Origin of the sequence: Sphingomonas kaistensis (genome assembly GCF_011927725.1) — a bacterium.
Lineage (GTDB): Bacteria > Pseudomonadota > Alphaproteobacteria > Sphingomonadales > Sphingomonadaceae > Sphingomicrobium > Sphingomicrobium kaistense.
The window spans coordinates 629,358-648,511 of sequence record NZ_JAATJC010000001.1 but is presented as its reverse complement, the minus strand read 5'-3'; the positions used below and the strand labels follow the sequence as shown (position 1 = coordinate 648,511).

Below are 19,154 nucleotides of genomic sequence, written 5' to 3'. Positions count from 1 at the left end.
TCGCGTCGTCGGTGCTGTCGCGGCTTCGCGCGCAGGCCGTCCGTGACGCCGCCTCTCTAACGCAGCTTTGCTGCGCTCGGGGCTCCGTCAGTGCCGGAAGTGGCGCATTCCGGTGAACAGCATCGCCAGGCCCGCTTCGTCGGCGGCGGCGATTACCTCGTCGTCGCGGATCGAGCCACCGGGCTGGATCACCGCCGTGGCGCCCGCCTCGACCGCTGCCAGCAGGCCGTCGGCGAAGGGGAAGAAGGCGTCGCTCGCCACCGCCGAACCGACGGTGCGCGGCTGGTCCCAGCCGAACGTCTCGGCCGCCTCGCGGGCCTTGGCGGCGGCGATCCGCGCCGAATCGCGGCGGTTCATCTGGCCCGCGCCGATCCCGGCGGTGACGCCGTCCCTGGCGTAGACGATGGCGTTCGACTTGACGTGCTTGGCGACGGTCCAGGCGAAGCGGCAATCCGACACTTCGCGGGCGGTGGGCTGGCGGCGGGTGACGACCTTCAGCTCCGACGGCCGGATCACGCCATTGTCGCGGCCCTGCACCAGCAGCCCTCCGGTGATGCTCTTGACCATCAGGCCGGGCCGGCGCGGATCGGGCAGCTTGCCGACCAGCAGCAGGCGCAAATTCTTCTTGCCCGCAAACACCGCCAGCGCGTCCTCGTCGGCGTCTGGGGCGATCACCACTTCGGTGAAGATGTCGGTGATGGCGCGGGCAGTCTCGCCGTCGAGCGGGCGGTTGACCGCGACGATCCCGCCGAACGCCGACACGCTGTCGCAGCGGAAGGCGGCTTCGTAAGCGGCGCCAAGCGTCGCGCCCTCCGCAACACCACAGGGATTGGCATGCTTTACGATCACGCAGGCCGGCTCGCCGTCGCGGAATTCGGACAACAGCTCCAGCGCGGCATCGGCGTCGTTGAGGTTGTTGTAGCTGAGCTCCTTGCCCTGCACCTGCCGCGCACCGGCGACCCCGGCATTGCCGGCGGCCTGCGGCACGTAGAGCGCGGCCGACTGATGCGGGTTTTCGCCATAGCGAAGGTCGCTCGCTTTGGTCATCGCCAGCGGCAAGGTCTGAGGGAGCTGCTGACCCTGGTCGGCAAAGGCGAACCAGCTGGCGATCGCGCTGTCATAGGTGGCGGTTCGGGCAAAGGCGGTGGCGGCAAGGCGCTTGCGCAGCGTCAGTGACGTCGCGCCGCCATGCTCGCGAAGGTCGGCCAGCAGCGCCGGATAATCGGCCTGGTCGGTCAGGCAGGCGACGTAGCGGTGGTTCTTGGCCGCCGAGCGGACCATCGAGGGGCCGCCGATGTCGATGTTCTCGATCACCGTGTCGCGGTCCGCGCCGCCCGCCACCGTTTTCTCGAACGGGTAGAGATTGATGACGACGAGATCGATGTAGCCGATCCCATGGTCGGCGGCGGCGGCGGCGTGAGACTGGTCGTCGCGGACGGCCAGCAGCCCGCCGTGGACATTGGGGTGGAGCGTCTTGACCCGCCCGTCCATCATCTCGGGAAAGCCGGTCAGCTCGCTGACGTCGCGGACCTGGTGGCCGAGCTCGCGCAGCCGGGCGGCGGTCCCGCCGGTCGAGACCAGCTCCACCCCGTGGCTCGCCAGGCCGGCCGCAAGTTCTTCGAGGCCGCTCTTGTCGGAAAGGGACAGCAGCGCGCGGCGAGCGGGAACGAGGTCGGTCATGGGGATCCTAGCTGGAGCGGCGGAATTGCCAGCCGATCTCGGCGCCGAGGTGCGAAACCTCGCCGACGAGCACCAGCTGGAGGGTGGAGCGGAGCGCGCCGCTGCCGTCGACGACTACGCTTTCCTCGAGCCCGAGCTGGGCACCGCGGCAGCGGAAGTTCCAGGGCGGGGCACCGGGCGAGCGGATCAGCGCGCCGAGGCCGTCGGCGGTGGGCACGGCCTCGACCCCGGGCGCGAGGTGGAAGCGGATGGCGAAGGGCACGTCCTCGCGGATCTTGCGGCGGCCCTTGGGGGTCAACCGGTCGAGCCCGCGCACTTCCTTGCCGTCGTTGCCAAGGCTGAGCGCGCGGCCGTGAACGAGGCCGAAGCCCCGCACATAGCCGTCGTGCGCGGCCTCGATCCGGCTGGCATCATTGTCCTCGGAGCGGGTGACCGTGACCTCGTCGACCCCGCGCCCGAGCGACCCGTCGGGCTGGATCGCGGTGCTGTTGGTATCGGCGAGCGTCAGGGTCGAATGGGCGGCGGTGGTGCGCAGCGCGGCGGCCAGACCTTCGGGCAGGCTGCTGGCGTGGGGTCCGGGGCCGCCGCAATTGACCACCAGTTTCTGCTGCCCGTCGCTGATCTCCAGCGCGAGCGAGGAGGCGGAGCCGGTACGAGCGAGCTTGCGGGTCGGGGGCGGCGCGGCGTCGATCACCAGGATGGTGCCGAGCGCGCTCAGCCGGTGATAGCCCCAGCCCCGCGAATTGCGCAGCGGTCGGGCGCGGAAGCCGCAGCCCTCGACCAGCGCCGCAAGCCCGGCGCGGCTGCCCTCGTTGCCGCCCTGCCAGGCCGACAAGGTGCCGTCGCCCATGGTGACGCCATGAAGCGCGGCGAGCGCGGCGGCGCCGGCATCCTCGAACCCTTGCGGAAAATCGTGGCGGGCAGCGGCGTAGGCGGCGCGCAGCAGCCCCAAGCGGTCGACCAGCACCGCCTGCTCGGCAGGCGAGCGGCTCATCAGTCCGCCGTCTTCATATTGCGCGCTGGCGAGGGCCCGCGACAGGCCGCCCTCGGCCTTGGCCAGCCGCGCGGTGCCCGACGACAGCAGCAGGCAGGCGGCGGTGAGCCCGGCCCAGGCGGTGATCCGGGGCAGCCCGGGTGCAGCCTCGTCGGCGGTGGCCGACAGGTGGCGCGCGGCGCGGGCGGCGGTGTTGAGCAGAGCCGAGCGATAATCGCTGTCGCGCCGCGAGAGGAGATAGGGCGCATAGGCCAGCCAGTTGAGCAGCCGCTCTCCCCACAGGGCCGGGGCCCAGGCCGGATCGACCTTGGCACCGTGCGCGAGCAGCCAGCGCCCGGCCATGTCCTCGGCAAGCGGAGCGCCGCGTTCACGGGTCGCCGCCGCCGCCAGGTCGCGCAGCCAGCCGAAGCCGTGCAGTTCTGCCCCGACCGGGGTGAGGGGATCGAGACTGGTCCAGTCGAGGCCCGACAGCTCGACCGCCTCGCCGCCGCTGACGAAGCGGCCGGCCAGCAATTGCTCGCCGCGCGCCTTGGACCCGGTGACATGATCGCGGGCGACGCCGATCAGGCGCAGCGGCGGCTTTCCGCGGGCACGCAGCCGCTGCAGCAGCGGAACCGTCGCAAGCCGGGAAAGACCGCCCCCGCCTGCCGTCATGCGCTGCCCTTCAGTCCGGCGATGTTGGACGCATAATGGTCAGCGCCGCCGCGGAAGGCCGCGGTGCCGGCGACCAGCGCGGTGGCACCGGCGTCGACGCAACTGCGGGCGATCTCCGCGTCGACCCCGCCGTCGACCTCCAGCGTGACGTCGAGGCCTTCCTTGGCGATCCGCTTGGCCAGCGCTTCGATCTTGCGCAGCTGGGAGGCGATGAACTTCTGCCCGCCGAAGCCCGGATTGACGCTCATCACCAGCACGAGGTCGATCTCGTCCAGCACATAGTCGAGCATCTTGGCCGGGGTCGCGGGATTGAGCGACACGCCGGCCTTCTTGCCCAGCCCGCGGATCCGCTGGAGCGTGCGGTGGAGGTGTGGCCCGGCTTCGGGATGGACGGTGATGATGTCGGCCCCGGCCTCGGCGAAGGCGTCGAGCATCGGGTCGACCGGGCTGATCATCAGGTGGACGTCGAACGGCTTGGCGCTGTGCGGGCGAAGCGCCTTTACTACCATCGGGCCGATCGTCAGGTTGGGCACGAAATGCCCGTCCATGACGTCGATGTGGATCCAGTCGGCCCCCGCCGCGTCGATCGCCCGCACCTCCTCGCCGAGGCGGGCGAAGTCGGCGGAAAGGATCGAAGGGGCGATGATCGGAGCGGCCATGGGACCGATTAGACGGGACTAGGCCGCTTTCACAAGGCGAGCCGCAAAGAAGCCGTCCATTCCGCCCTGGTCCTCGGCTTCGCCGGGCAGTACGCGGCGCTGCTCGGCGAGGGTGTAGTCGGAGCGCTGCGCAAGGAAGTTGGCAATGATCTCCTCGCCTTCCGACGGTTCGAGGCTGCACACGGCGTAGACCAGGCTGCCACCCGGCCGCACCCAGGCCGCCGCGGCGGTCAGCAGTCGGCCCTGCAGTTCGGCGCTTTCGGCGATGATTCGCCCGGACGCGCGGAGCAGGACTTCGGGATGGCGGCGGAAAGTACCGGTGGCGGAGCAGGGCGCGTCGAGCAGCACTGCGTCGAATGGCTCCGCGGGCGCGTAGCCGAGCACGTCCCCGGTCATGATCTCCGCCTCGAGGCCGGTCCGCGACAGGTTGGCGCGAAGTCGCGCCAGACGACTTTCGGAGCGATCCAGCGCGATCGTGCGGTGGCCGGCGGCGGCGATCTGCAGGGTCTTGCCGCCCGGTGCGGCACAGGCGTCGAGAACGCGGGCCGCGTCGGCGGGGATCATCCGCGCCGGGAGGGTGGAGGACAGGTCCTGGATCCACCAGCGCCCTTCGGCGAATCCGGGCAGGCCGGTGACCGGGCGGGCGTCGGACAGGCGGACGTGGCGTTCGGCCAGGCTGGTGCCGCCCTCCGCCTCGGCAAAGGCCAGTGCCTCCTCATGGGTGCGGAAGCTGAGATCGAGCGGTGGGCGCCGGACGATGGCGCGGCGGGCGGCCTCGACTGCCTCGGTTCCCCACGCCGCGGTCCAGCGCTGTTCCACCGCGTCCGGCAGCGCGCCCTCGTCCGCGTCGGGGAGCGTTCCGCGCAGAAGCGTGCCCAGCACGCCGTGGACCAGCCGGCGCGGACCGCCCTCGACCAGCGGCAGAGCGGTCGCGACCAGCGCATGGTCGGGCACCTTGAGCGCGATACGCTGGGCCAGCGCCAGGCGCAGCACCATCCGGGCCTTGGCATCGTCGGGCAGCACCTGCCGGGTCGCGCCGTCGATCAGTCGGTCGAGCAGCGGCAGCCGGCGCAGGGTTTCGCCGGCAATGGCGAGGGCCAGCGCCTGGTCGCCGGGCTCAAGCTTCTGGAGGCCCTGCGCCGCCGAATCCATCGTCTGCCCGCTGCGCACGACGCGGTCGAGGATGCGGAGCGCGGAACGGCGCGCCTCTACCCCTGCTTGGGTCCCTCTTGGCTGCGGCCGATTCAACGCCCATCTCCCCCATCATGCCGCGCCCAGCCAATCTTCAGCCGCCCGCCTATCTCAGCAAGTCGCCGCCGGTTCCCGAGCCCGAGCCGGTCGAGCCCGCGCCGCCGCCCGCCGGGGACAAGCCGCGGCTCGATCCGGTTCGTTACGGTGATTGGGAAAAGAGCGGAATTGCGTGGGATTTCTAGGTCCTTTCAGGGCGTAGCGGACGGCTGAGCAGCCGCCCGAGCACCGCGTCGACGTCGGCGCGCCCGGCCAGCAGGTCGTCGACCGCCGCCACGATCGGCATTTCCACGCCCTCGGCCTCGGCCAGCCGGCGCAGCACCGGCGCGGTGAACGCGCCCTCGGCCACGGTGCGGCGGTCGGCCATCAGCTCGGCCGCCTGGCGCCCTTCGCCAAGTCCCTTGCCGAGCGAGAAATTGCGGCTGCTGGTGGACGAACAGGTGAGGACGAGGTCGCCGAGGCCCGACAGGCCCGCCAGCGTCTCCGCCCGAGCGCCGCGGGCAAGCCCGAAGCGGGTCATTTCGGCGAACCCGCGCGCGATCAGCGCGGCGCGGGCGTTCTGGCCGAGGCGGCGGCCCTCGACCACGCCGCAGGCGATCGCCAGCACGTTCTTGACCGCCCCGCCGACCTCCGCCCCGGCGACGTCGTCGCTGAGGTAGATGCGGAAAGCGGGCCGGGCGAGACGGGCGCGGACTGCCTCCGCCTCGGCCTCGATCTCGGCGGCGAGGGTCAGTGCGGTGGGCAGGCCGGCGGCGACTTCGTGGGCGAAGGTCGGGCCCGACAGCACCATCACCGACGCGCCGGGGCAGGCTTCGCGTGCGACCTGGTGGAGTAGTTGCCCGCTCGCTTCCTCGATCCCCTTGGAACAGAGCAGCAGCGCACCGGGGCAGCCCGGCGCGGCTTCCAGTACCCGCCGCATGTGCTGCGCCGGGGTGACCACCAGCCACGCCTCGCACTCGGCCAGGTCGGAGAGCTCGGTGGTCGGGCGAATCGCGTCAGAAAGCGGCACGCCGGGCAGGAACAGGCGGTTCTCGCGCGCTTCGGCGATGCTTGCGGCGACTTCGGGCTCGCGCGACCACAACAGGGTTTCGCCGCCCTGCGCCGCAACCTGCGCGAGGGCGGTGCCCCATGCGCCTCCGCCGATCACCCCGATCTTCATGCCTTCACTCCCGCACCCCTGACCGCCTCGGCGCCCTCGTCGAGCGGCCAGCGCGCCCGCGCCGGGGCGTCGAGACCATCAACCAGCCCGGCGGCGAACCGCTCGGCACCCGCCCAGGCGATCATGGCGGCATTGTCGGTGCACAGCCAGCCGGGCGGGACCGAGAAGCCGCGGCCCTGCTCTTGCGCCAGGCCCTGCAGCGCGGCGCGGACGGCCGAATTGGCGGCAACCCCGCCGGCCACCACCAGCGTGGGCGCATCACTCACGGCAAGGGCGCGGCGGGTGCGGTCGACGAAGCAGTCGATCACCGCCTGCTGGAAACTGGCGGCGATGTCGGCGGGGCGATGGGTGCCGGCCGCGACCGCGCGCTGCACCGCACTCTTCAGCCCGGCGAAGGAGAAATGCGGCTCGGGACTGCCGACCAGCGGGCGCGGCAAAGGCACCGCCTTGGCGTCACCGTCGCGCGCCAGCGCCTCGATCGCAGGGCCGCCGGGATAGGGCAGGCCAAGCAGCTTGGCGGCCTTGTCGAAGGCTTCGCCCGCCGCATCGTCGATGGTGGTGGCGAGCCGCCGGTAGTCGCCGACCCCGCGCACTTCGAGCAATTGGCAATGGCCACCGCTGGCAAGCAGCAGCAGGAAGGGAAAGCCGAGGTCGGGATCGACCAGCCGCGGCGACAGGGCATGGCCTTCGAGGTGGTTGACCGCGACCAGCGGCTTGTTCGCGGCCAGCGCCAGCCCCTTGGCGGTCAGCAGCCCGACCATCACGCCGCCGATCAGCCCCGGCCCGGCGGTGGCGGCGATTGCATCGACCTCGCCCAGCGCGACGCCCGCCTCGTCCAGCACCTCGCGGACCAGGCCTGGAAGCACCTCGACATGGGCGCGCGCGGCGATCTCCGGCACCACGCCGCCGAACGGGGCATGGGCCTGATTCTGGCCGACCACGCGCTGGGCGAGGATGCGCCGGTCGCTGGTGACCAGCGCCACCGCGCTGTCGTCGCAGGACGATTCAAGACCGAGGATCAATGCCATTCGAAGCCGCCTTTGCGGTTCGCTTGCCGCTCTGGCAAGAGTGGGGGCATGACCCCGCGCCTGCTTGTCGGAACCCGCTCCTCCCCGCTGGCGCTTGCCCAGGCCCGCACCACCGCCGCAGCGCTCGAGGCAGCGCATGGCTGGGAGCCCGGATCGGTCCACCTCCACGAGGTGCGCACCACCGGCGACAAGGTCCAGGACCGCGCGCTGGCCGAGATCGGCGGCAAGGCGCTGTGGACCAAGGAGCTCGACCAGTTCCTGCTCGGCGGGACCACGCACTTGTCTGTGCACAGCTGCAAGGACGTCGAAAGCGAGCGTCCGGACAATTTGTGCATCGCGGCCTTCCTGCCCCGCGCCGACGTCCGCGACCGGCTGATCGGCGCCGCCTCGATCGAGGCGCTAAGCCAGGGCGCCAAGGTCGGCACTTCCTCGCCGCGGCGGACCGCGCAACTGCTTCGCCGTCGCCCCGACCTGCAGGTGTCGATCATGCGCGGCAATGTCGCGACCCGGCTCAACCACATCGCCAGCGGCAATTACGAGGCGACCTTCCTCGCCGCCGCCGGGCTCGACCGGCTCGGGATCGAGGAAGGCCGGGCGATCGAGATCGACGAGTTCCTCCCGGCGCCGGGCCAGGCGGCGATCGCCATCGAGTGCCGCAAGGACGATGCCGACACCCGCGCCCTGCTCCAGGCGATCGACGACGAACCGACCCGCCGCGCGGTGACCGCCGAGCGGGCGTTCTGCCGCGGGGTCGGGGGATCGTGCCATTCGCCCGTCGCGGCACTGGGCCTGATCGAGGGCGACGATAGTTTGTGGCTGCGCGCCGAATTGCTCAGCAGCGACGGCGCTGCCCATGTCGCGGGCGAGGTGCGGGCGGCTCCGGGCGAGGAAGAAGCGGCCGGCCACGCGCTCGCCGCCGAGCTTTTGGGCCGCGCGCCGGCGGAAATCAGGCTGTTGTTCAACCCGGCGTGAGACCCCTGGTCGTCCTTCGTCCCGAGCCTGGCGCAAGCGCCACGGCGGCACGGGCGGCGGCGCTGGGGCTCGAGGTTCGCCGCCATCCCCTGTTCACGGCGGAGCCGGTCGCCTGGTCGCTTCCAGCCGGTCCGTTCGATGCGCTGCTGGTGACCAGCGCCAATGCCATCCGCCTTGCCGGACGCCTCCCGGTACTGCCCGTCCACGCGGTGGGTGCGGCCTCCGCGGCGGCCGCCCGCGACGCGGGACTGGAGGTGCTGACCGTCGGCGAGGGCGGGGTCGACGCGCTGCTGGATCGCCTGCCGGAGGGATTGAGGCTGCTTCACCTGTCCGGCGAGGAGCGGATCGAACCGGCTGACGCCAGGCAGGCGATCACCTCGGTCGTGGTCTATCGCATGGGGCCCCTCCCGCTTCCGGATGCGGCCTCGGTCGAGGGCGCGGTGGTGCTGGTCCATTCGCCCGCCGCCGGTCGCCGGCTGGACGAGATAAAGGCTTCTCGCGACCGGGTACGGGTGGCGGCGATCAGCCCGGCCGCGGCGATGGCGTGCGGCCCCGGATGGGAGTGCTGCGAGGCGGCCGACGCGCCCGCCGACAGCGCCTTGCTTTCCCTTGCCGCCAAGCTGTGCAAGGAACTGGGCCGATGACCAGCAGCGCGGCGAACCGGCGGACAAGCCTGAGTGCCTTCCTCCTTGGCGCGCTCCTGCTGCTGCTGCTGGGAGGCGCGGCGGCCGTGTGGGCGCTCAACCGCTTCCCGCAGGTGGCGCAGCTGGCCGGCCTGCAGCCGCCCGCCGATGCCCTGGTTCCCGCCACCCAGCCGCGTGCCGTCGCCACCGTCCCGATTGGCCCGCAACCCCTGACCAACGCCGTTCCGGTCGACGCCCTTCCCGCTACCGAGGCGCGGGTCGCCACGCTCGAGGCCCGGCTGGCGCGGGTCGAGAATGCCACGAGCCGGGCGGAAAGCTCGGCCGGCCGCGCCGATGCCCTACTGGTCGCCTTCGCCGCGCGCCGGGCGATCGATCGCGGGGTCGCGCTCGGCTATCTCGAGCCGTTGCTGACCGAGCGCTTCGGGCCCACCCATCCGCAGGCGGTGGCGACCATCGTCACCTCTTCGCGCAGGCCGGTCCGGCTGGACCAGCTCGCCGCCGACTTCGCGGTCCTTGCACCGACGCTCAAGGCTGCGCCGGAAAGCGACAGCCTGTGGCAGACGATGCGGCGCCAGATGGGCGACCTTGTCACCATTCGCCGCGCCGACCAGCCGAGCCAGCGTCCGATCGCCACCTACGACCGCGCGGTCGCCCGCCTCAATTCGGGTCAGGTCGACCAGGCGCTGGCCGAAGCGATGCGGCTGCCGGGAATCACCGCGGCGCCGGCATGGGTCGGCAACGCGCGCAGATACATCGCGGCGCACCGGGCGCTCGACCAGATCGAAAGCGCGGCGCTGCTCGCGCGCTAGAACTAGCGCCGTTCGCAACAATAAGATGAAAATGCAGCGCTGATCCGGAAGGACCGCTGGAGCGGGCGAAGGGATTCGAACCCTCGACCCCAACCTTGGCAAGGTTGTGCTCTACCCCTGAGCTACGCCCGCTCTGGCGCCATGCGACGGCGGCTCGCGCCGTCTGGGTGGGGGCCCGTTAGCAACGGCTTTCGGGGCTGGCAACCCTTTCAGTGGCTTCAGGGTTGAGAGACTTGGCGCATCGGGCCGCTCGGCCCATATGCGCTGCACCAAGAACTGACAGGAAGCGGGCGAGCGTGGCGACACTGGGAATGAGCGCTGAGGAACGGGAAGCGATTCGCAGCTTCCAGGAGCGGGTGCTCCAGCCCTCCCTCGACAAGCTCGTCATCCTCGACTTCTGGGCCGAATGGTGCGGGCCGTGCAAACAGCTCGGGCCGGTGCTGGAAAAAGTCGCCGCCGATTATGCCGACAAGGGCGTGGTGCTGGTCAAGGTCGACGTCGACGAGGAAAAAGTCGTCGCCGCGCAGTTCCAGATCCGCTCGATCCCGACGGTCTACGCCATCTTCGGCGGGCAGCCGGTCGCCGACCTGACCCAGTATCGCAGCGAAGGGCAGATCAAGCGCGTGCTCGACCAATTGCTCGGCCAGTTGCCGGTGAAGGGTGAGGCGCAGGCCCTGGAAGCCGAGATCGAACCGCTGATCGCGATGGGCGAGGAAGTGCTTGCCGCTGGCGATGCGGAGCGGGCCGAAAGCATCTTCCGCCAGATCGCCGAGATGGACCCCGACCATCCCGAGGTGGTCGGCGGCCTCGCCCGTGCGCTGATCGCGCTGGATCGCGCCGACGAGGCCCGGGCGATGCTCGACGGCCTGCCCGAAGCGGCGGCCGGCGACGCGGCGGTGGCCCGCGCCCGCGCCGCGCTCGACATTGCCGTTCTTCCCGCGGTCGACACCACGGGGCTGGAACAGCGACTTGCCGCCAATGCGGACGATCACGAAGCCCGGCTGGAGCTTGCCAATGCGCTGATGGCGGCGGGCCGGCGCGACGAGGCGGCCGACGCCCTGCTCGAACTGGTGCGCCGCGACCGCGACTGGAACGAGGCGGCGGCCCGCACCCGCTTCCTCCAGCTGCTGGAAGCGCAGGGGCTGGAGGATCCGTGGGCCCGCGCCCAGCGCCGCCGCCTGTCGGCGCTGCTGTTCACGTGAGCGGGTCGCCCCTCCGGCTTCCCCTGTTCCCGCTTGGCGGCGCGATCCTGTTTCCGCGCAGCCACCTGCCGCTGCACATCTTCGAGCCGCGCTACCGCAAGATGGTGGAGGATGCGGTGGCCGGCGGCGGGCTGATCGGGATGATCCAGCCCCGCGCCGCGCCCGACGACGGCCTCGGCAACCCCGAGCTCTACCGGGTCGGCTGCATCGGCGAGATCGTCGGCATGGAGGAGCTTGCCGACGGCCGGTATAATCTCGTGCTTCAGGGCACCACTCGCTTCCGCCTTGTCGCCGAGGCCGATGTCGGCACCCCCTATCGGCAGGCCGACGTCATTCCCGGCGACGATGCGGAGAGCGAGCCCGACGCCCTTCCCTCGGTGCTTCGGGCGGCGGTGGAACAGGAAGCGCGGCTGCTGGGTGACGCCATGGGGCTGATGGTCGACTGGGAAGCGGTCGAGCGGCTCGACGACGAGATGCTGGTCAACGCCATTGCGCAGGTCGCGCCGTTCGATGGCGGCGCCAAGCAGGCGCTGCTGGAAGAAGATGCGTTGACCGGGCGGGCCGAATTGCTGATCCAGCTGATGCAGTTCCTGCGCATGGCGCAGGGCGGGGGCGACGTCAGCCCGCGGATGCAGTGAGGGCGGCGCCCTAGAGCGCTTCCCCCATCAGCAATCGCGGCAGGTCGCCGCTGTTGCCGCGCGCCGCCGCATTGAGCTTGTGCTTGAGCGGCCCCAAACGATCGACGATCCCCATGCCGATCCGCCGCACGGCCGAGGCCGTCCGCCCCGGTACCCCGTAGAGCCGGGTCAGTCCGTCGGTCGCAAGCGCCACGCTGAACGCATCGAGTGCCCGCCAGCGCTGGTAGCGGGCAAGCAGTTGCGCATCGCCGAGGTCGAGCCCCAGCCGGGCGCCATCGACCAGCACCTCGGCCAGCGCCGCCGCATCGCGGAAGCCGAGGTTGACGCCCTGGCCGGCGATCGGATGCACTGCATGGGCCGCGTCGCCGGCCAGCGCCAGCCTTATATCGGTGATCCGCGTCGCATGGTGGAAGCCCAGCGGATAGGAGGAGCGCGGGGTCAGCAGCCGGATCGCGCCGAGGAACCCGCCCATCGCGGCCTCGGCCTCGGCGGCGAAGGCCGCGTCGTCGAGCTTGAGCAGGCCGGCCGCCTTGTCATTGGCGATCGACCAGACGATCGCCGAGCGGTGGGTGCCGTCCGCAAGGTCGGTCATCGGCAGCAGGGCGAACGGCCCGGCGGGATAGAAGATCTCGTAGGCGATCTGCTCGTGCGGGAGATCGTGGGCGAGGGTCGAGACGATGGCGCTATGCTTGTACGACCAGCGCGCCATGCGGATCCCGGCCGCGTCGCGCGACGGGGAGCGGCGCCCTTCGGCCCCGACGATCAGGGGCGCGGTCAGTTCCTCTCCGCCGGCGAGCCGGACGCGGCCCGAGAAATCGTCTCGCACGACTTCTGCGACCGGGGTCTTCCACCTGAGGTCGATGTTCGCTCCGGCCTCGGCCCGGTCCTGCAGCGCGGCGCGCAGGTGGCGGTTCTCGTGCATCACGCCCAGCGGCTCGCCGTCTTCACCCGGTTCAAAGGTAAGCCCGCCCGGCGCCAGCCCGTCGGCAACGCGAATGGCGTGGATCGGGCAGCCGGGCACCGCCAGGTGATCGAGCACGCCGGTTGCGCCGAACATCCGCATGCTGGACGAGGAAACGGCGGTGGTGCGGCCGTCGAAGGCGACGTCGGTGCGGCCGGCCGGATCGGCGGGATCGACCACGATCGAGCGCAGCCCAGCGCTGTCCAGCGCGGCGGCGAGCGACAGCCCTACCAATCCTCCGCCAAGGATGATGACGTCCGCCTGGGTGCGCTGTTGCTGTGTCATGGAAGCCGCATGTAGGCGCTCGCCGCGCCCTCGTCATCCTTGACCATGGTCTCGGGTCACAGGCACAATAAGGGAACGGACGACACACTCGGGGCGGGACAGGCACTTAGGACATGGCAACGGCAGCAGCACGTACGCGAGCGGACCGGCGCGAGCTGGAACCCGACTGGCGCGATCGCCTCGGCGGGGCCGTGCGCGCGCTGGCGGTGAAGCTGGCCGGCGTGCTGGCGATTGCCGCGGCGCTTGCGCTTGCGGTTTCGCTCCTGACCCACCAGCGGACCGACCCGAGCTGGAGCACCGCGGCCGGCGGCCCGGCACAGAATTGGCTCGGCCTGCCCGGCGCTTATGCCAGCGACCTGCTGCTGCTGCTGTTCGGTCCGGGCGGCGTCACCTTGCTGCCGGTGCTTGCGCTGGCCGGGACGAGGTTGCTCGGCAATCGTCCGACCGGCCGGGTCGGGCGGGCCTTGCTGGTCGCGTCGCTGGGCGCGGTGCTTATCGGGATGGCGCTTGGCCTCACCACCAAGTCGGTGGCGTCGGGGCTTCCGGCGGGCCTGGCCGGAGTGCTCGGACTGGCGGGAGCGAATGGCTGGAACGCGCTGCTGGCGCTGATCCCCGAACCGGCCATCGCCGGACCGAGCCGGATCGCGCTGATCCTGCTGCTCGGCATTGGGGGTCTGCTGCTGGCGTTTCTCGCCCTCGGCCTCAACGAGGATGAAAAGGCCTTCGTCGCGACCCGCCTGCGCCGCCGCGAAGGCGAAGCGGCGCCAGCCCCGCGCCGCACCGCGGTGGAGCGCGAGGAGGGGCGGGCGGTGTCCCCGCCACGCTCGCGTCCGGAGGTCAACGTCAAGGAACCGAGCGCCGCCATCACGCCCGCTGCGGCGGTGGTCGACAAGCCGCGCGGGCGAAAGGGCGCCGCCTCCCAGCAGCAGAGCCTGGCGCTGGGCGACAGCTACGCCCTCCCGCCGATCGACCTGCTCACCGCGCCGACCGACGCCGGGCGGAACCCGGTCGACCGCGCCGGGCTGGAACGCAACGCCCGCCTGCTTGAAAGCGTGCTGGAGGATTTCCACGTTCGCGGCGACATCGTCGAGGTGCGCCCCGGCCCGGTCGTCACCATGTACGAGCTGGAGCCTGCCAGCGGCATCAAGGCGAGCCGCGTGATCCAGCTCGCCGACGACATCGCCCGCAACATGAGCGCCCTGTCGGCCCGCGTCGCGACGATCCCCGGGCGCAGCGTGATCGGCATCGAGCTGCCCAATCCCAAGCGCGAAAGCGTGGCGCTGCGTGAACTGATCGGCAGCCAGGCGTTCGCCGACCAGGCGATGAGCCTGCCCTTGGTGCTCGGCAAGAACATCGCCGGCGATCCGGTCATCGCCGATCTGGCGCCGATGCCGCACCTGCTGGTCGCGGGCACCACCGGGTCGGGCAAGTCGGTCGGGCTCAACTGCATGATCCTGTCGCTGCTGTACCGGATGGGCCCGGACCAGTGCCGGATGATCATGATCGACCCCAAGATGCTCGAACTCAGCATCTACGACGGGATTCCGCATCTCCTGGCGCCGGTCGTCACCGAGCCGCCCAAGGCGATCCGTGCGCTGAAGTGGGCGGTCGAGCAGATGGAGGAGCGCTATCGGATGATGGCCAGCCTCGGCGTGCGCGCCTTGAAGAGCTTCAACGACAAGGTGCTGGAGGCCAAGGCCCGCGGCACCAAGCTCGGTCGCAAGGTCCAGACCGGCTACGACGCCGACAGCGGGCAGCCCGTCTACGAAACCGAGGAGCTGGATTACGAGGTCCTGCCGCAGATCGTGGTGGTGGTCGACGAGTTGGCCGACCTGATGATGACCGCCGGCAAGGAGGTCGAATTCCTGATCCAGCGGCTGGCGCAAAAGGCCCGCGCGGCCGGCATCCACCTCATCATGGCGACCCAGCGTCCGTCGGTTGACGTCATCACTGGCGTCATCAAGGCCAATTTGCCTACCCGGATCAGCTTCCAGGTCACCAGCAAGATCGACAGCCGCACCATCCTCGGCGAGCAGGGGGCGGAGCAGCTGCTGGGCAAGGGCGACATGCTGTACATGCCGGGCGGCAAGCAGATCCTGCGCGTCCATGGCCCCTTCGTCAGCGACGACGAGGTGCGCCTGATCGCCGACCATTGGCGCAAGCAGGGGACGCCAGACTATATCAGCGCGGTCACCGAGGAGCCCGAGGATGGCGGCTTCGCATTGGACGGCGCACCCGACGGCGACGACGATCCCGAAAGCCAGCTCTATCGCAAGGCGATCCAGGTGGTGGCCGAAAGCCAGAAGGCCTCGACCTCCTACCTCCAGCGCCAGCTTCGCGTCGGCTACAACAGCGCGGCGCGGCTGATCGAACGGATGGAAAAGGACGGCAAGGTCGGCCAGCCCGACCACGTCGGACGCCGCGAAGTGCTGATGGACACCGACGGCCACCCGATCTGAGGTGGCCGTTGCGGCGTCCTAGATCAGCGCCAACAGCACCTCGTTGCGGCGCAGGGGCGGCGGGATCATCGGCGAGTTGTAGAAGGCATATTCCGGCTCGCACTTGACCGATTCCTCGCCGTGGCGGGCAAGCCAGCCGCGCAGCCGGTCCTCGGCCGCCTGCAGACGATCGTCGTGGGCCGTGCCGTGGAAGGTCGCCGCGCCGACCCGCCGGGACGGCAGGTCGATCAGGGTCACCCCTTCGGGCGGCTCGGGCAGGTCATGCCCCTCGGGCATTACGAAGCGCACCCGCCAGCCGCCCTCGACCTCGTCGTCGAACCGCGGGGGGTCGCTGGCCATGGGGTTGCCCGCATCCTGCAGGACCGGGGCCGTCATCGGCAGCTTTTCGCCGGGTCGCGACTTGGCGAAGATATAGTCGGCGAGGATCCGGAAGCCCTCGGCCAGCGCTTCCTTGCGCGGCCCGCTGACTACCGTCTCGGCGACCTTGATCGCGGGATAGCTTCGGATCTGGAGGTCGCCGTCGCTGACCAGGGTCCGGTAATCGGGCCCCGGCGTCGCTTTTTCCTGAAGAACATAGGCGACGCCGAGCCCGACCAGGGTTGCAGCGGCGACCGCGCCGGCGGCCTTCCAGTTCACGCGATTGTGTGTCGATGCTTTTGCCATAGCTGCGACAAAGACTCAGGCGGCCTCCTGTTCCTCCGCGGCCGGATAATCGGTGTAGCCCTCGGGCCCTGCGGTGTAGAAGGTGGCGGGATCGGGCGCTGCGAGGGGGAGCGCCTTGCGGAGGCGTTGCGGCAGGTCCGGGTTGGAGATGAACGGCCGCCCGAATGCGATCGCATCGGCGACCCCTTCGTCCAGGCGGGCCTGCGCCGACGGGCCGTCATAATCGCTGTTGAGGATGATCCCGCCCTTGAAGTGCGGGCGGATGTGCGGGCTGACCGGAGGGATGTCGCTCGGCGCGAAGGTGGAATGCGCGCCCGGCTCGCGCAGCTCGATGGCGGCGATGCCAAGTTCGCCCAGCGCCTTGCCGGCGGCGATGAACAGTCCGTGCGGATCGCTGTCGTCGCAGCCCTGGACCAGCCCGAGCGGGCTCAGCCGAACAAGGGTGCGGCCGGCACCCGCTTCCGAGATCAGCGCCTCGGTCGCCTCCCGCAGCAGGCGGATGCGATTCTCGACCGGACCCCCGTAGCCGTCGTCGCGATGGTTGGTGCCGTCGCGCAGGAACTGGTCGATCAGATAGCCATTGGCGCCGTGCAGCTGCACCCCGTCGAATCCGGCGCGCAGGGCGTTGCGGGTTGCCGTCGCATAATCGCCGAGGATGCGCTGGATATCGTCATGGGTGATCGCCCGCGCTTCCTCGTAAGGCTTCTTGCCCTCGTAGGTATGCGCCTTGTGCGGGGCAGTGGTGGCGCTGGCCGATACCGGCTGGGTGCCGGTCACGCTTGAGTGGACCAGCCGCCCCATGTGCCACAGCTGCGCGACGATCCTGCCTCCGGCGCGGTGGACGGCCTCGGTCACCGGCTTCCAGCCCTCGACCTGTTCCTCCGTCCACAGCCCCGGCGCATTGGGCCAGCCGAGGCCCTCGCGGCTGATTCCGGTGCCTTCGGAGATGATCAGCCCCGCGCCGGCGCGCTGTCGGTAATATTCGACGCCCAGGTCGGTCGGCACGCCGGCCGGGCCGGACCGCCCGCGGGTGAGCGGGGCCATGACGATGCGGTTGGCGAGATGGATGTCGCCGAAGACGACGGGGTCAAACAGATCGGGCATGAAAAGGTCCTGCTTGAGGAACGAGCACGGCTCGTCAGATAGGGTGGCTCCAGCGCATAACAATCGGCGCCACGGTATGTGGGGGTGGACCCCGCTTACACGGTGGCTAGGAAGACGCGGTGACCCAGCGTGTCTCCCCCCGCGCCTTTGCGATCCTGATGCTCGGCAATGTCGCGCTGGCGTTCGGGCCGTGGATGGTGCGGCTGAGCGACGTCGGCCCGAGCGCGGCGGGCTTCTGGCGGCTGGCGCTGGCGCTTCCGTTCCTGTTGGTGCTGGCAAGGGCGATGGGACAGCCGGCGCACTGGCCGGGCCGCGCCTCCGTACTGGTGATCGCGGTCGCCGCCTTTTTCTTCGCGGCCGATCTCGCCGCCTGGCACGCCGGGATCCATCTTACCAAGCTCGGCAACGCCACGCTGTTCGGAAACATTGCAAGCTTTGCCTTTGCCGCCTGGGGCCTGTGGCTGGCGCGGCGCTTGCCGACCCGGCTGCAGGCCGCGGCGCTGCTGCTGGCGCTGTTCGGCTCTGCGCTGCTGATGGCGGGAAGCGCCGAACTGAGTGCCCGCTACCTTCGCGGCGATCTCCTGACCCTGCTCGCCGGGCTGCTCTACGCCGGTTATCTCATCGCCGTGGAGCGGGTGCGCGGGACGCTTCAGCCGCTTCCGGTGCTGATCCTCGCCAGTGCGTTCGGAGCGGCCCTGCTGTTGCCGTTCGCTGCGGCGATGGGGGAGACGATCGTGCCCAGCGACTGGACTCCCCTGCTGCTGCTCGCGCTGGGCAGCCAGGTGGTGGGGCAGGGGTGCCTGGTCTATTCGCTAGGCCAGGTCCCGCCGCTGGTGGTCGGGCTCGCGCTGCTGACCCAACCGGCCGTATCGGCGGCGATCGGGTGGATCGCCTATGGCGAAGTCATGACGTCACTCGACTTCCTTGGTGCCGCCGCCATCGCCGTCGCGCTGGTGCTGGTCCGCTTGCATGAGGGCGGCTCCGGCCCCAAGTCGGTGTCAGCATGACCACCACCCTGTCGCCCGTCCAGCAAACCGCGCTCGACCTCGCCCTTGCGATTGGCGAGAATGCGGCGTTCGACGGCTGGACCGCGGCGGCGGTGGAAGCTGCGGCGCTGGGCGAGGGCGTCGATCCCGCGGTCGCCGCACTGGCGGTGCCGGGCGATCCGGTCGGGCTGATCGACCTCTACGGCCAGGGCGTCGACAAGGCGCTGGCCGAGGCGCTTCCGCCCGAGACGCTGGCGGCGATGAAGATCCGCGAGCGCATCCGCGCGCTGGTCTGGACCCGACTGCAGATCCAGGAGCCGGCCAAGGAAGCGATTCGCCGCGCGCTGTCGATCCTTGCCATGCCGCAGAATTCCGCAACCGCGGCGCGCTTTTCGTGGCGCAGCGCCGACGTCATGTGGCGCATGGCCGGCGACACCGCGACCGATTACAACCACTACACCAAGCGCGCGATCCTCTCGGCGGTCTACGGATCGACCCTGCTCGCCTGGCTTGGCGACGACAGCGAGGGCGCGGCCGACACCGCGGCGTTCCTCGACCGGCGAATCGACAACGTCATGCAGTTCGAGAAGTGGAAGGCCGGCATCGGCAAGTCCGAGCGGCCGAGCCTGACCCGCTTCCTCGGCCGGCTGCGCTATCCGCCGCGCTAGCAATAACTTCGCTGGACCCGCGCTGCTGTTATTGATAATCAGTCGCAGCAATGACCGTGCAGCCCACCCCCGCCGACTTCGCCCTTGCCCTCGACCAGCTCGCGCTGGGTCGCCGCGGACGGGTGTCGGCGATCGACTGGACGTTGCTCGGCACGCACGAATCGGCGCGGCTGCGTCATTTCGGCTTTGACCCCGACGTGGTGGTCGAGCCGCTTCACGCCGGTCCGTTCGGACGCGACCCGCTGGCGGTGAAGGTCGGCCGCATGACCGTCGCCATCCGCCGCGCCCATGCACGCGCGATTCGGGTGGTCCCGGCCGACTGATCCGGGCTTCCCAGCCAC

19 protein-coding genes and 1 tRNA gene are annotated in these 19,154 nt (G+C 70.6%); 10 read left to right on the top strand and 10 right to left on the bottom strand.

The window, feature by feature from the left end; all coding sequences use genetic code 11:
• Positions 1-87: 87 nt before the first annotated feature.
• The 4 genes from purH to GGQ97_RS03075 are packed head-to-tail and all read right to left on the bottom strand — an operon-like array spanning position 88 to position 5,235.
• Positions 88-1,680, bottom strand: coding sequence for a bifunctional phosphoribosylaminoimidazolecarboxamide formyltransferase/IMP cyclohydrolase (purH, locus tag GGQ97_RS03090; protein ID WP_168067584.1), 1,593 nt, complete (start codon positions 1,678-1,680; stop codon positions 88-90).
• Positions 1,681-1,687: 7 nt separating this feature from the next.
• A complete protein-coding gene (locus GGQ97_RS03085; protein ID WP_168067583.1) occupies positions 1,688-3,328 on the bottom strand; it encodes a heparinase II/III family protein in 1,641 nt (546 codons plus the stop codon).
• Complete coding sequence (rpe, locus tag GGQ97_RS03080; RefSeq protein ID WP_168067582.1) at positions 3,325-3,987, bottom strand: ribulose-phosphate 3-epimerase; 663 nt, start codon at positions 3,985-3,987, stop codon at positions 3,325-3,327. Before rpe ends, GGQ97_RS03085 begins: the two co-directional genes overlap by 4 nt.
• Before the next feature lie 18 nt (positions 3,988-4,005).
• Positions 4,006-5,235, bottom strand: a complete 1,230-nt coding sequence (locus GGQ97_RS03075; RefSeq protein ID WP_245197830.1) for an RsmB/NOP family class I SAM-dependent RNA methyltransferase — start codon at positions 5,233-5,235, stop codon at positions 4,006-4,008.
• Between the two features lie 17 nt (positions 5,236-5,252).
• Here GGQ97_RS03075 and GGQ97_RS03070 point away from each other — a divergent pair, with 17 nt between their 5' ends.
• Positions 5,253-5,420 carry a DUF1674 domain-containing protein gene (locus tag GGQ97_RS03070; protein ID WP_168067581.1) on the top strand — a complete coding sequence of 56 codons (168 nt, stop codon included), beginning with the start codon at positions 5,253-5,255 and terminating at the stop codon, positions 5,418-5,420.
• On the opposite strand, the gene GGQ97_RS03065 is transcribed toward GGQ97_RS03070, so the two are convergent.
• Together GGQ97_RS03065 and tsaD are read right to left on the bottom strand one after the other, a co-directional pair.
• On the bottom strand, positions 5,417-6,394 hold the full coding sequence (locus GGQ97_RS03065; RefSeq protein ID WP_168067580.1) for an NAD(P)H-dependent glycerol-3-phosphate dehydrogenase: 978 nt from the start codon (positions 6,392-6,394) through the stop codon (positions 5,417-5,419). The genes GGQ97_RS03070 and GGQ97_RS03065 overlap by 4 nt on opposite strands.
• Positions 6,391-7,422, bottom strand: coding sequence for a tRNA (adenosine(37)-N6)-threonylcarbamoyltransferase complex transferase subunit TsaD (tsaD, locus tag GGQ97_RS03060; RefSeq protein WP_168067579.1), 1,032 nt, complete (start codon positions 7,420-7,422; stop codon positions 6,391-6,393). Before tsaD ends, GGQ97_RS03065 begins: the two co-directional genes overlap by 4 nt.
• Positions 7,423-7,470: 48 nt before the next feature.
• On the opposite strand from tsaD, the gene hemC reads away from it, so the two are divergent.
• The 3 genes from hemC to GGQ97_RS03045 are packed head-to-tail and all read left to right on the top strand — an operon-like array spanning position 7,471 to position 9,847.
• Complete coding sequence (hemC, locus tag GGQ97_RS03055; protein ID WP_168067578.1) at positions 7,471-8,394, top strand: hydroxymethylbilane synthase; 924 nt, start codon at positions 7,471-7,473, stop codon at positions 8,392-8,394.
• The gene (locus GGQ97_RS03050) at positions 8,391-9,038 is read left to right on the top strand and encodes a uroporphyrinogen-III synthase (protein WP_168067577.1); all 648 of its coding nucleotides are present in this window, start codon (positions 8,391-8,393) and stop codon (positions 9,036-9,038) included. The genes hemC and GGQ97_RS03050 overlap by 4 nt, the downstream gene beginning before the upstream one ends.
• A complete protein-coding gene (locus tag GGQ97_RS03045) occupies positions 9,035-9,847 on the top strand; it encodes a hypothetical protein (RefSeq protein WP_168067576.1) in 813 nt (270 codons plus the stop codon). The genes GGQ97_RS03050 and GGQ97_RS03045 overlap by 4 nt, the downstream gene beginning before the upstream one ends.
• 57 nt (positions 9,848-9,904) lie before the next feature.
• Here GGQ97_RS03045 and GGQ97_RS03040 read toward each other — a convergent pair.
• Positions 9,905-9,979: transfer RNA gene (locus GGQ97_RS03040), tRNA-Gly, on the bottom strand.
• 179 nt (positions 9,980-10,158) lie between these two features.
• Here GGQ97_RS03040 and GGQ97_RS03035 point away from each other — a divergent pair.
• Together GGQ97_RS03035 and GGQ97_RS03030 are read left to right on the top strand one after the other, a co-directional pair.
• Positions 10,159-11,049, top strand: coding sequence for a tetratricopeptide repeat protein (locus GGQ97_RS03035; protein ID WP_168067575.1), 891 nt, complete (start codon positions 10,159-10,161; stop codon positions 11,047-11,049).
• Positions 11,046-11,687: an LON peptidase substrate-binding domain-containing protein gene (locus GGQ97_RS03030; RefSeq protein WP_168067574.1), complete on the top strand. Its 642-nt coding sequence runs from the start codon at positions 11,046-11,048 to the stop codon at positions 11,685-11,687. The genes GGQ97_RS03035 and GGQ97_RS03030 overlap by 4 nt, the downstream gene beginning before the upstream one ends.
• Before the next feature lie 10 nt (positions 11,688-11,697).
• On the opposite strand, the gene GGQ97_RS03025 is transcribed toward GGQ97_RS03030, so the two are convergent.
• Complete coding sequence (locus tag GGQ97_RS03025; protein WP_168067573.1) at positions 11,698-12,933, bottom strand: FAD-dependent monooxygenase; 1,236 nt, start codon at positions 12,931-12,933, stop codon at positions 11,698-11,700.
• Positions 12,934-13,046: 113 nt separating this feature from the next.
• On the opposite strand from GGQ97_RS03025, the gene GGQ97_RS03020 reads away from it, so the two are divergent.
• Positions 13,047-15,392 (top strand): FtsK/SpoIIIE family DNA translocase, encoded by a 2,346-nt coding sequence (locus tag GGQ97_RS03020; protein ID WP_168067572.1) that lies wholly within the window; start codon positions 13,047-13,049, stop codon positions 15,390-15,392.
• A gap of 18 nt (positions 15,393-15,410) precedes the next feature.
• Here GGQ97_RS03020 and GGQ97_RS03015 read toward each other — a convergent pair whose 3' ends face one another.
• Both GGQ97_RS03015 and GGQ97_RS03010 read right to left on the bottom strand, forming a co-directional pair.
• Positions 15,411-16,028 carry a heme-binding protein gene (locus GGQ97_RS03015; RefSeq protein WP_168067571.1) on the bottom strand — a complete coding sequence of 206 codons (618 nt, stop codon included), beginning with the start codon at positions 16,026-16,028 and terminating at the stop codon, positions 15,411-15,413.
• Positions 16,029-16,070: 42 nt separating this feature from the next.
• Positions 16,071-17,159 carry an alkene reductase gene (locus tag GGQ97_RS03010; protein WP_168067570.1) on the bottom strand — a complete coding sequence of 363 codons (1,089 nt, stop codon included), beginning with the start codon at positions 17,157-17,159 and terminating at the stop codon, positions 16,071-16,073.
• A 119-nt stretch (positions 17,160-17,278) separates the two neighbouring features.
• Here GGQ97_RS03010 and GGQ97_RS03005 point away from each other — a divergent pair, with 119 nt between their 5' ends.
• Genes GGQ97_RS03005 through GGQ97_RS02995 form a run of 3 tightly spaced genes read left to right on the top strand, consistent with a single transcriptional unit; the run spans position 17,279 to position 19,136 of the window.
• On the top strand, positions 17,279-18,166 hold the full coding sequence (locus tag GGQ97_RS03005; protein ID WP_342448433.1) for a DMT family transporter: 888 nt from the start codon (positions 17,279-17,281) through the stop codon (positions 18,164-18,166).
• Entirely contained in the window at positions 18,163-18,813 is a 651-nt protein-coding gene (locus GGQ97_RS03000; protein ID WP_168067569.1) for a COQ9 family protein, read from the top strand. The genes GGQ97_RS03005 and GGQ97_RS03000 overlap by 4 nt, the downstream gene beginning before the upstream one ends.
• Before the next feature lie 50 nt (positions 18,814-18,863).
• The gene (locus GGQ97_RS02995) at positions 18,864-19,136 is read left to right on the top strand and encodes a FeoA family protein (protein WP_168067568.1); all 273 of its coding nucleotides are present in this window, start codon (positions 18,864-18,866) and stop codon (positions 19,134-19,136) included.
• The last annotated feature ends 18 nt before the right edge of the window (positions 19,137-19,154 follow it).

Excerpts from the sequence above, each read along its gene's own strand:
- GGQ97_RS03000 (WP_168067569.1), top strand. The coding sequence starts at position 18,163 with ATGACCACCACCCTGTCGCCCGTCCAGCAAACCGCGCTCGACCTCGCC.
- hemC (WP_168067578.1), top strand. The coding sequence starts at position 7,471 with ATGACCCCGCGCCTGCTTGTCGGAACCCGCTCCTCCCCGCTGGCGCTT.
- GGQ97_RS03010 (WP_168067570.1), bottom strand. The coding sequence starts at position 17,159 with ATGCCCGATCTGTTTGACCCCGTCGTCTTCGGCGACATCCATCTCGCC.
- purH (WP_168067584.1), bottom strand. The coding sequence starts at position 1,680 with ATGACCGACCTCGTTCCCGCTCGCCGCGCGCTGCTGTCCCTTTCCGAC.
- tsaD (WP_168067579.1), bottom strand. The coding sequence starts at position 7,422 with ATGGCATTGATCCTCGGTCTTGAATCGTCCTGCGACGACAGCGCGGTG.
- GGQ97_RS03085 (WP_168067583.1), bottom strand. The coding sequence starts at position 3,328 with ATGACGGCAGGCGGGGGCGGTCTTTCCCGGCTTGCGACGGTTCCGCTG.
- GGQ97_RS03035 (WP_168067575.1), top strand. The coding sequence starts at position 10,159 with ATGAGCGCTGAGGAACGGGAAGCGATTCGCAGCTTCCAGGAGCGGGTG.
- GGQ97_RS03065 (WP_168067580.1), bottom strand. The coding sequence starts at position 6,394 with ATGAAGATCGGGGTGATCGGCGGAGGCGCATGGGGCACCGCCCTCGCG.
- rpe (WP_168067582.1), bottom strand. The coding sequence starts at position 3,987 with ATGGCCGCTCCGATCATCGCCCCTTCGATCCTTTCCGCCGACTTCGCC.
- GGQ97_RS03070 (WP_168067581.1), top strand. The coding sequence starts at position 5,253 with ATGCCGCGCCCAGCCAATCTTCAGCCGCCCGCCTATCTCAGCAAGTCG.
- GGQ97_RS03020 (WP_168067572.1), top strand. The coding sequence starts at position 13,047 with ATGGCAACGGCAGCAGCACGTACGCGAGCGGACCGGCGCGAGCTGGAA.
- GGQ97_RS02995 (WP_168067568.1), top strand. The coding sequence starts at position 18,864 with ATGACCGTGCAGCCCACCCCCGCCGACTTCGCCCTTGCCCTCGACCAG.
- GGQ97_RS03045 (WP_168067576.1), top strand. The coding sequence starts at position 9,035 with ATGACCAGCAGCGCGGCGAACCGGCGGACAAGCCTGAGTGCCTTCCTC.
- GGQ97_RS03025 (WP_168067573.1), bottom strand. The coding sequence starts at position 12,933 with ATGACACAGCAACAGCGCACCCAGGCGGACGTCATCATCCTTGGCGGA.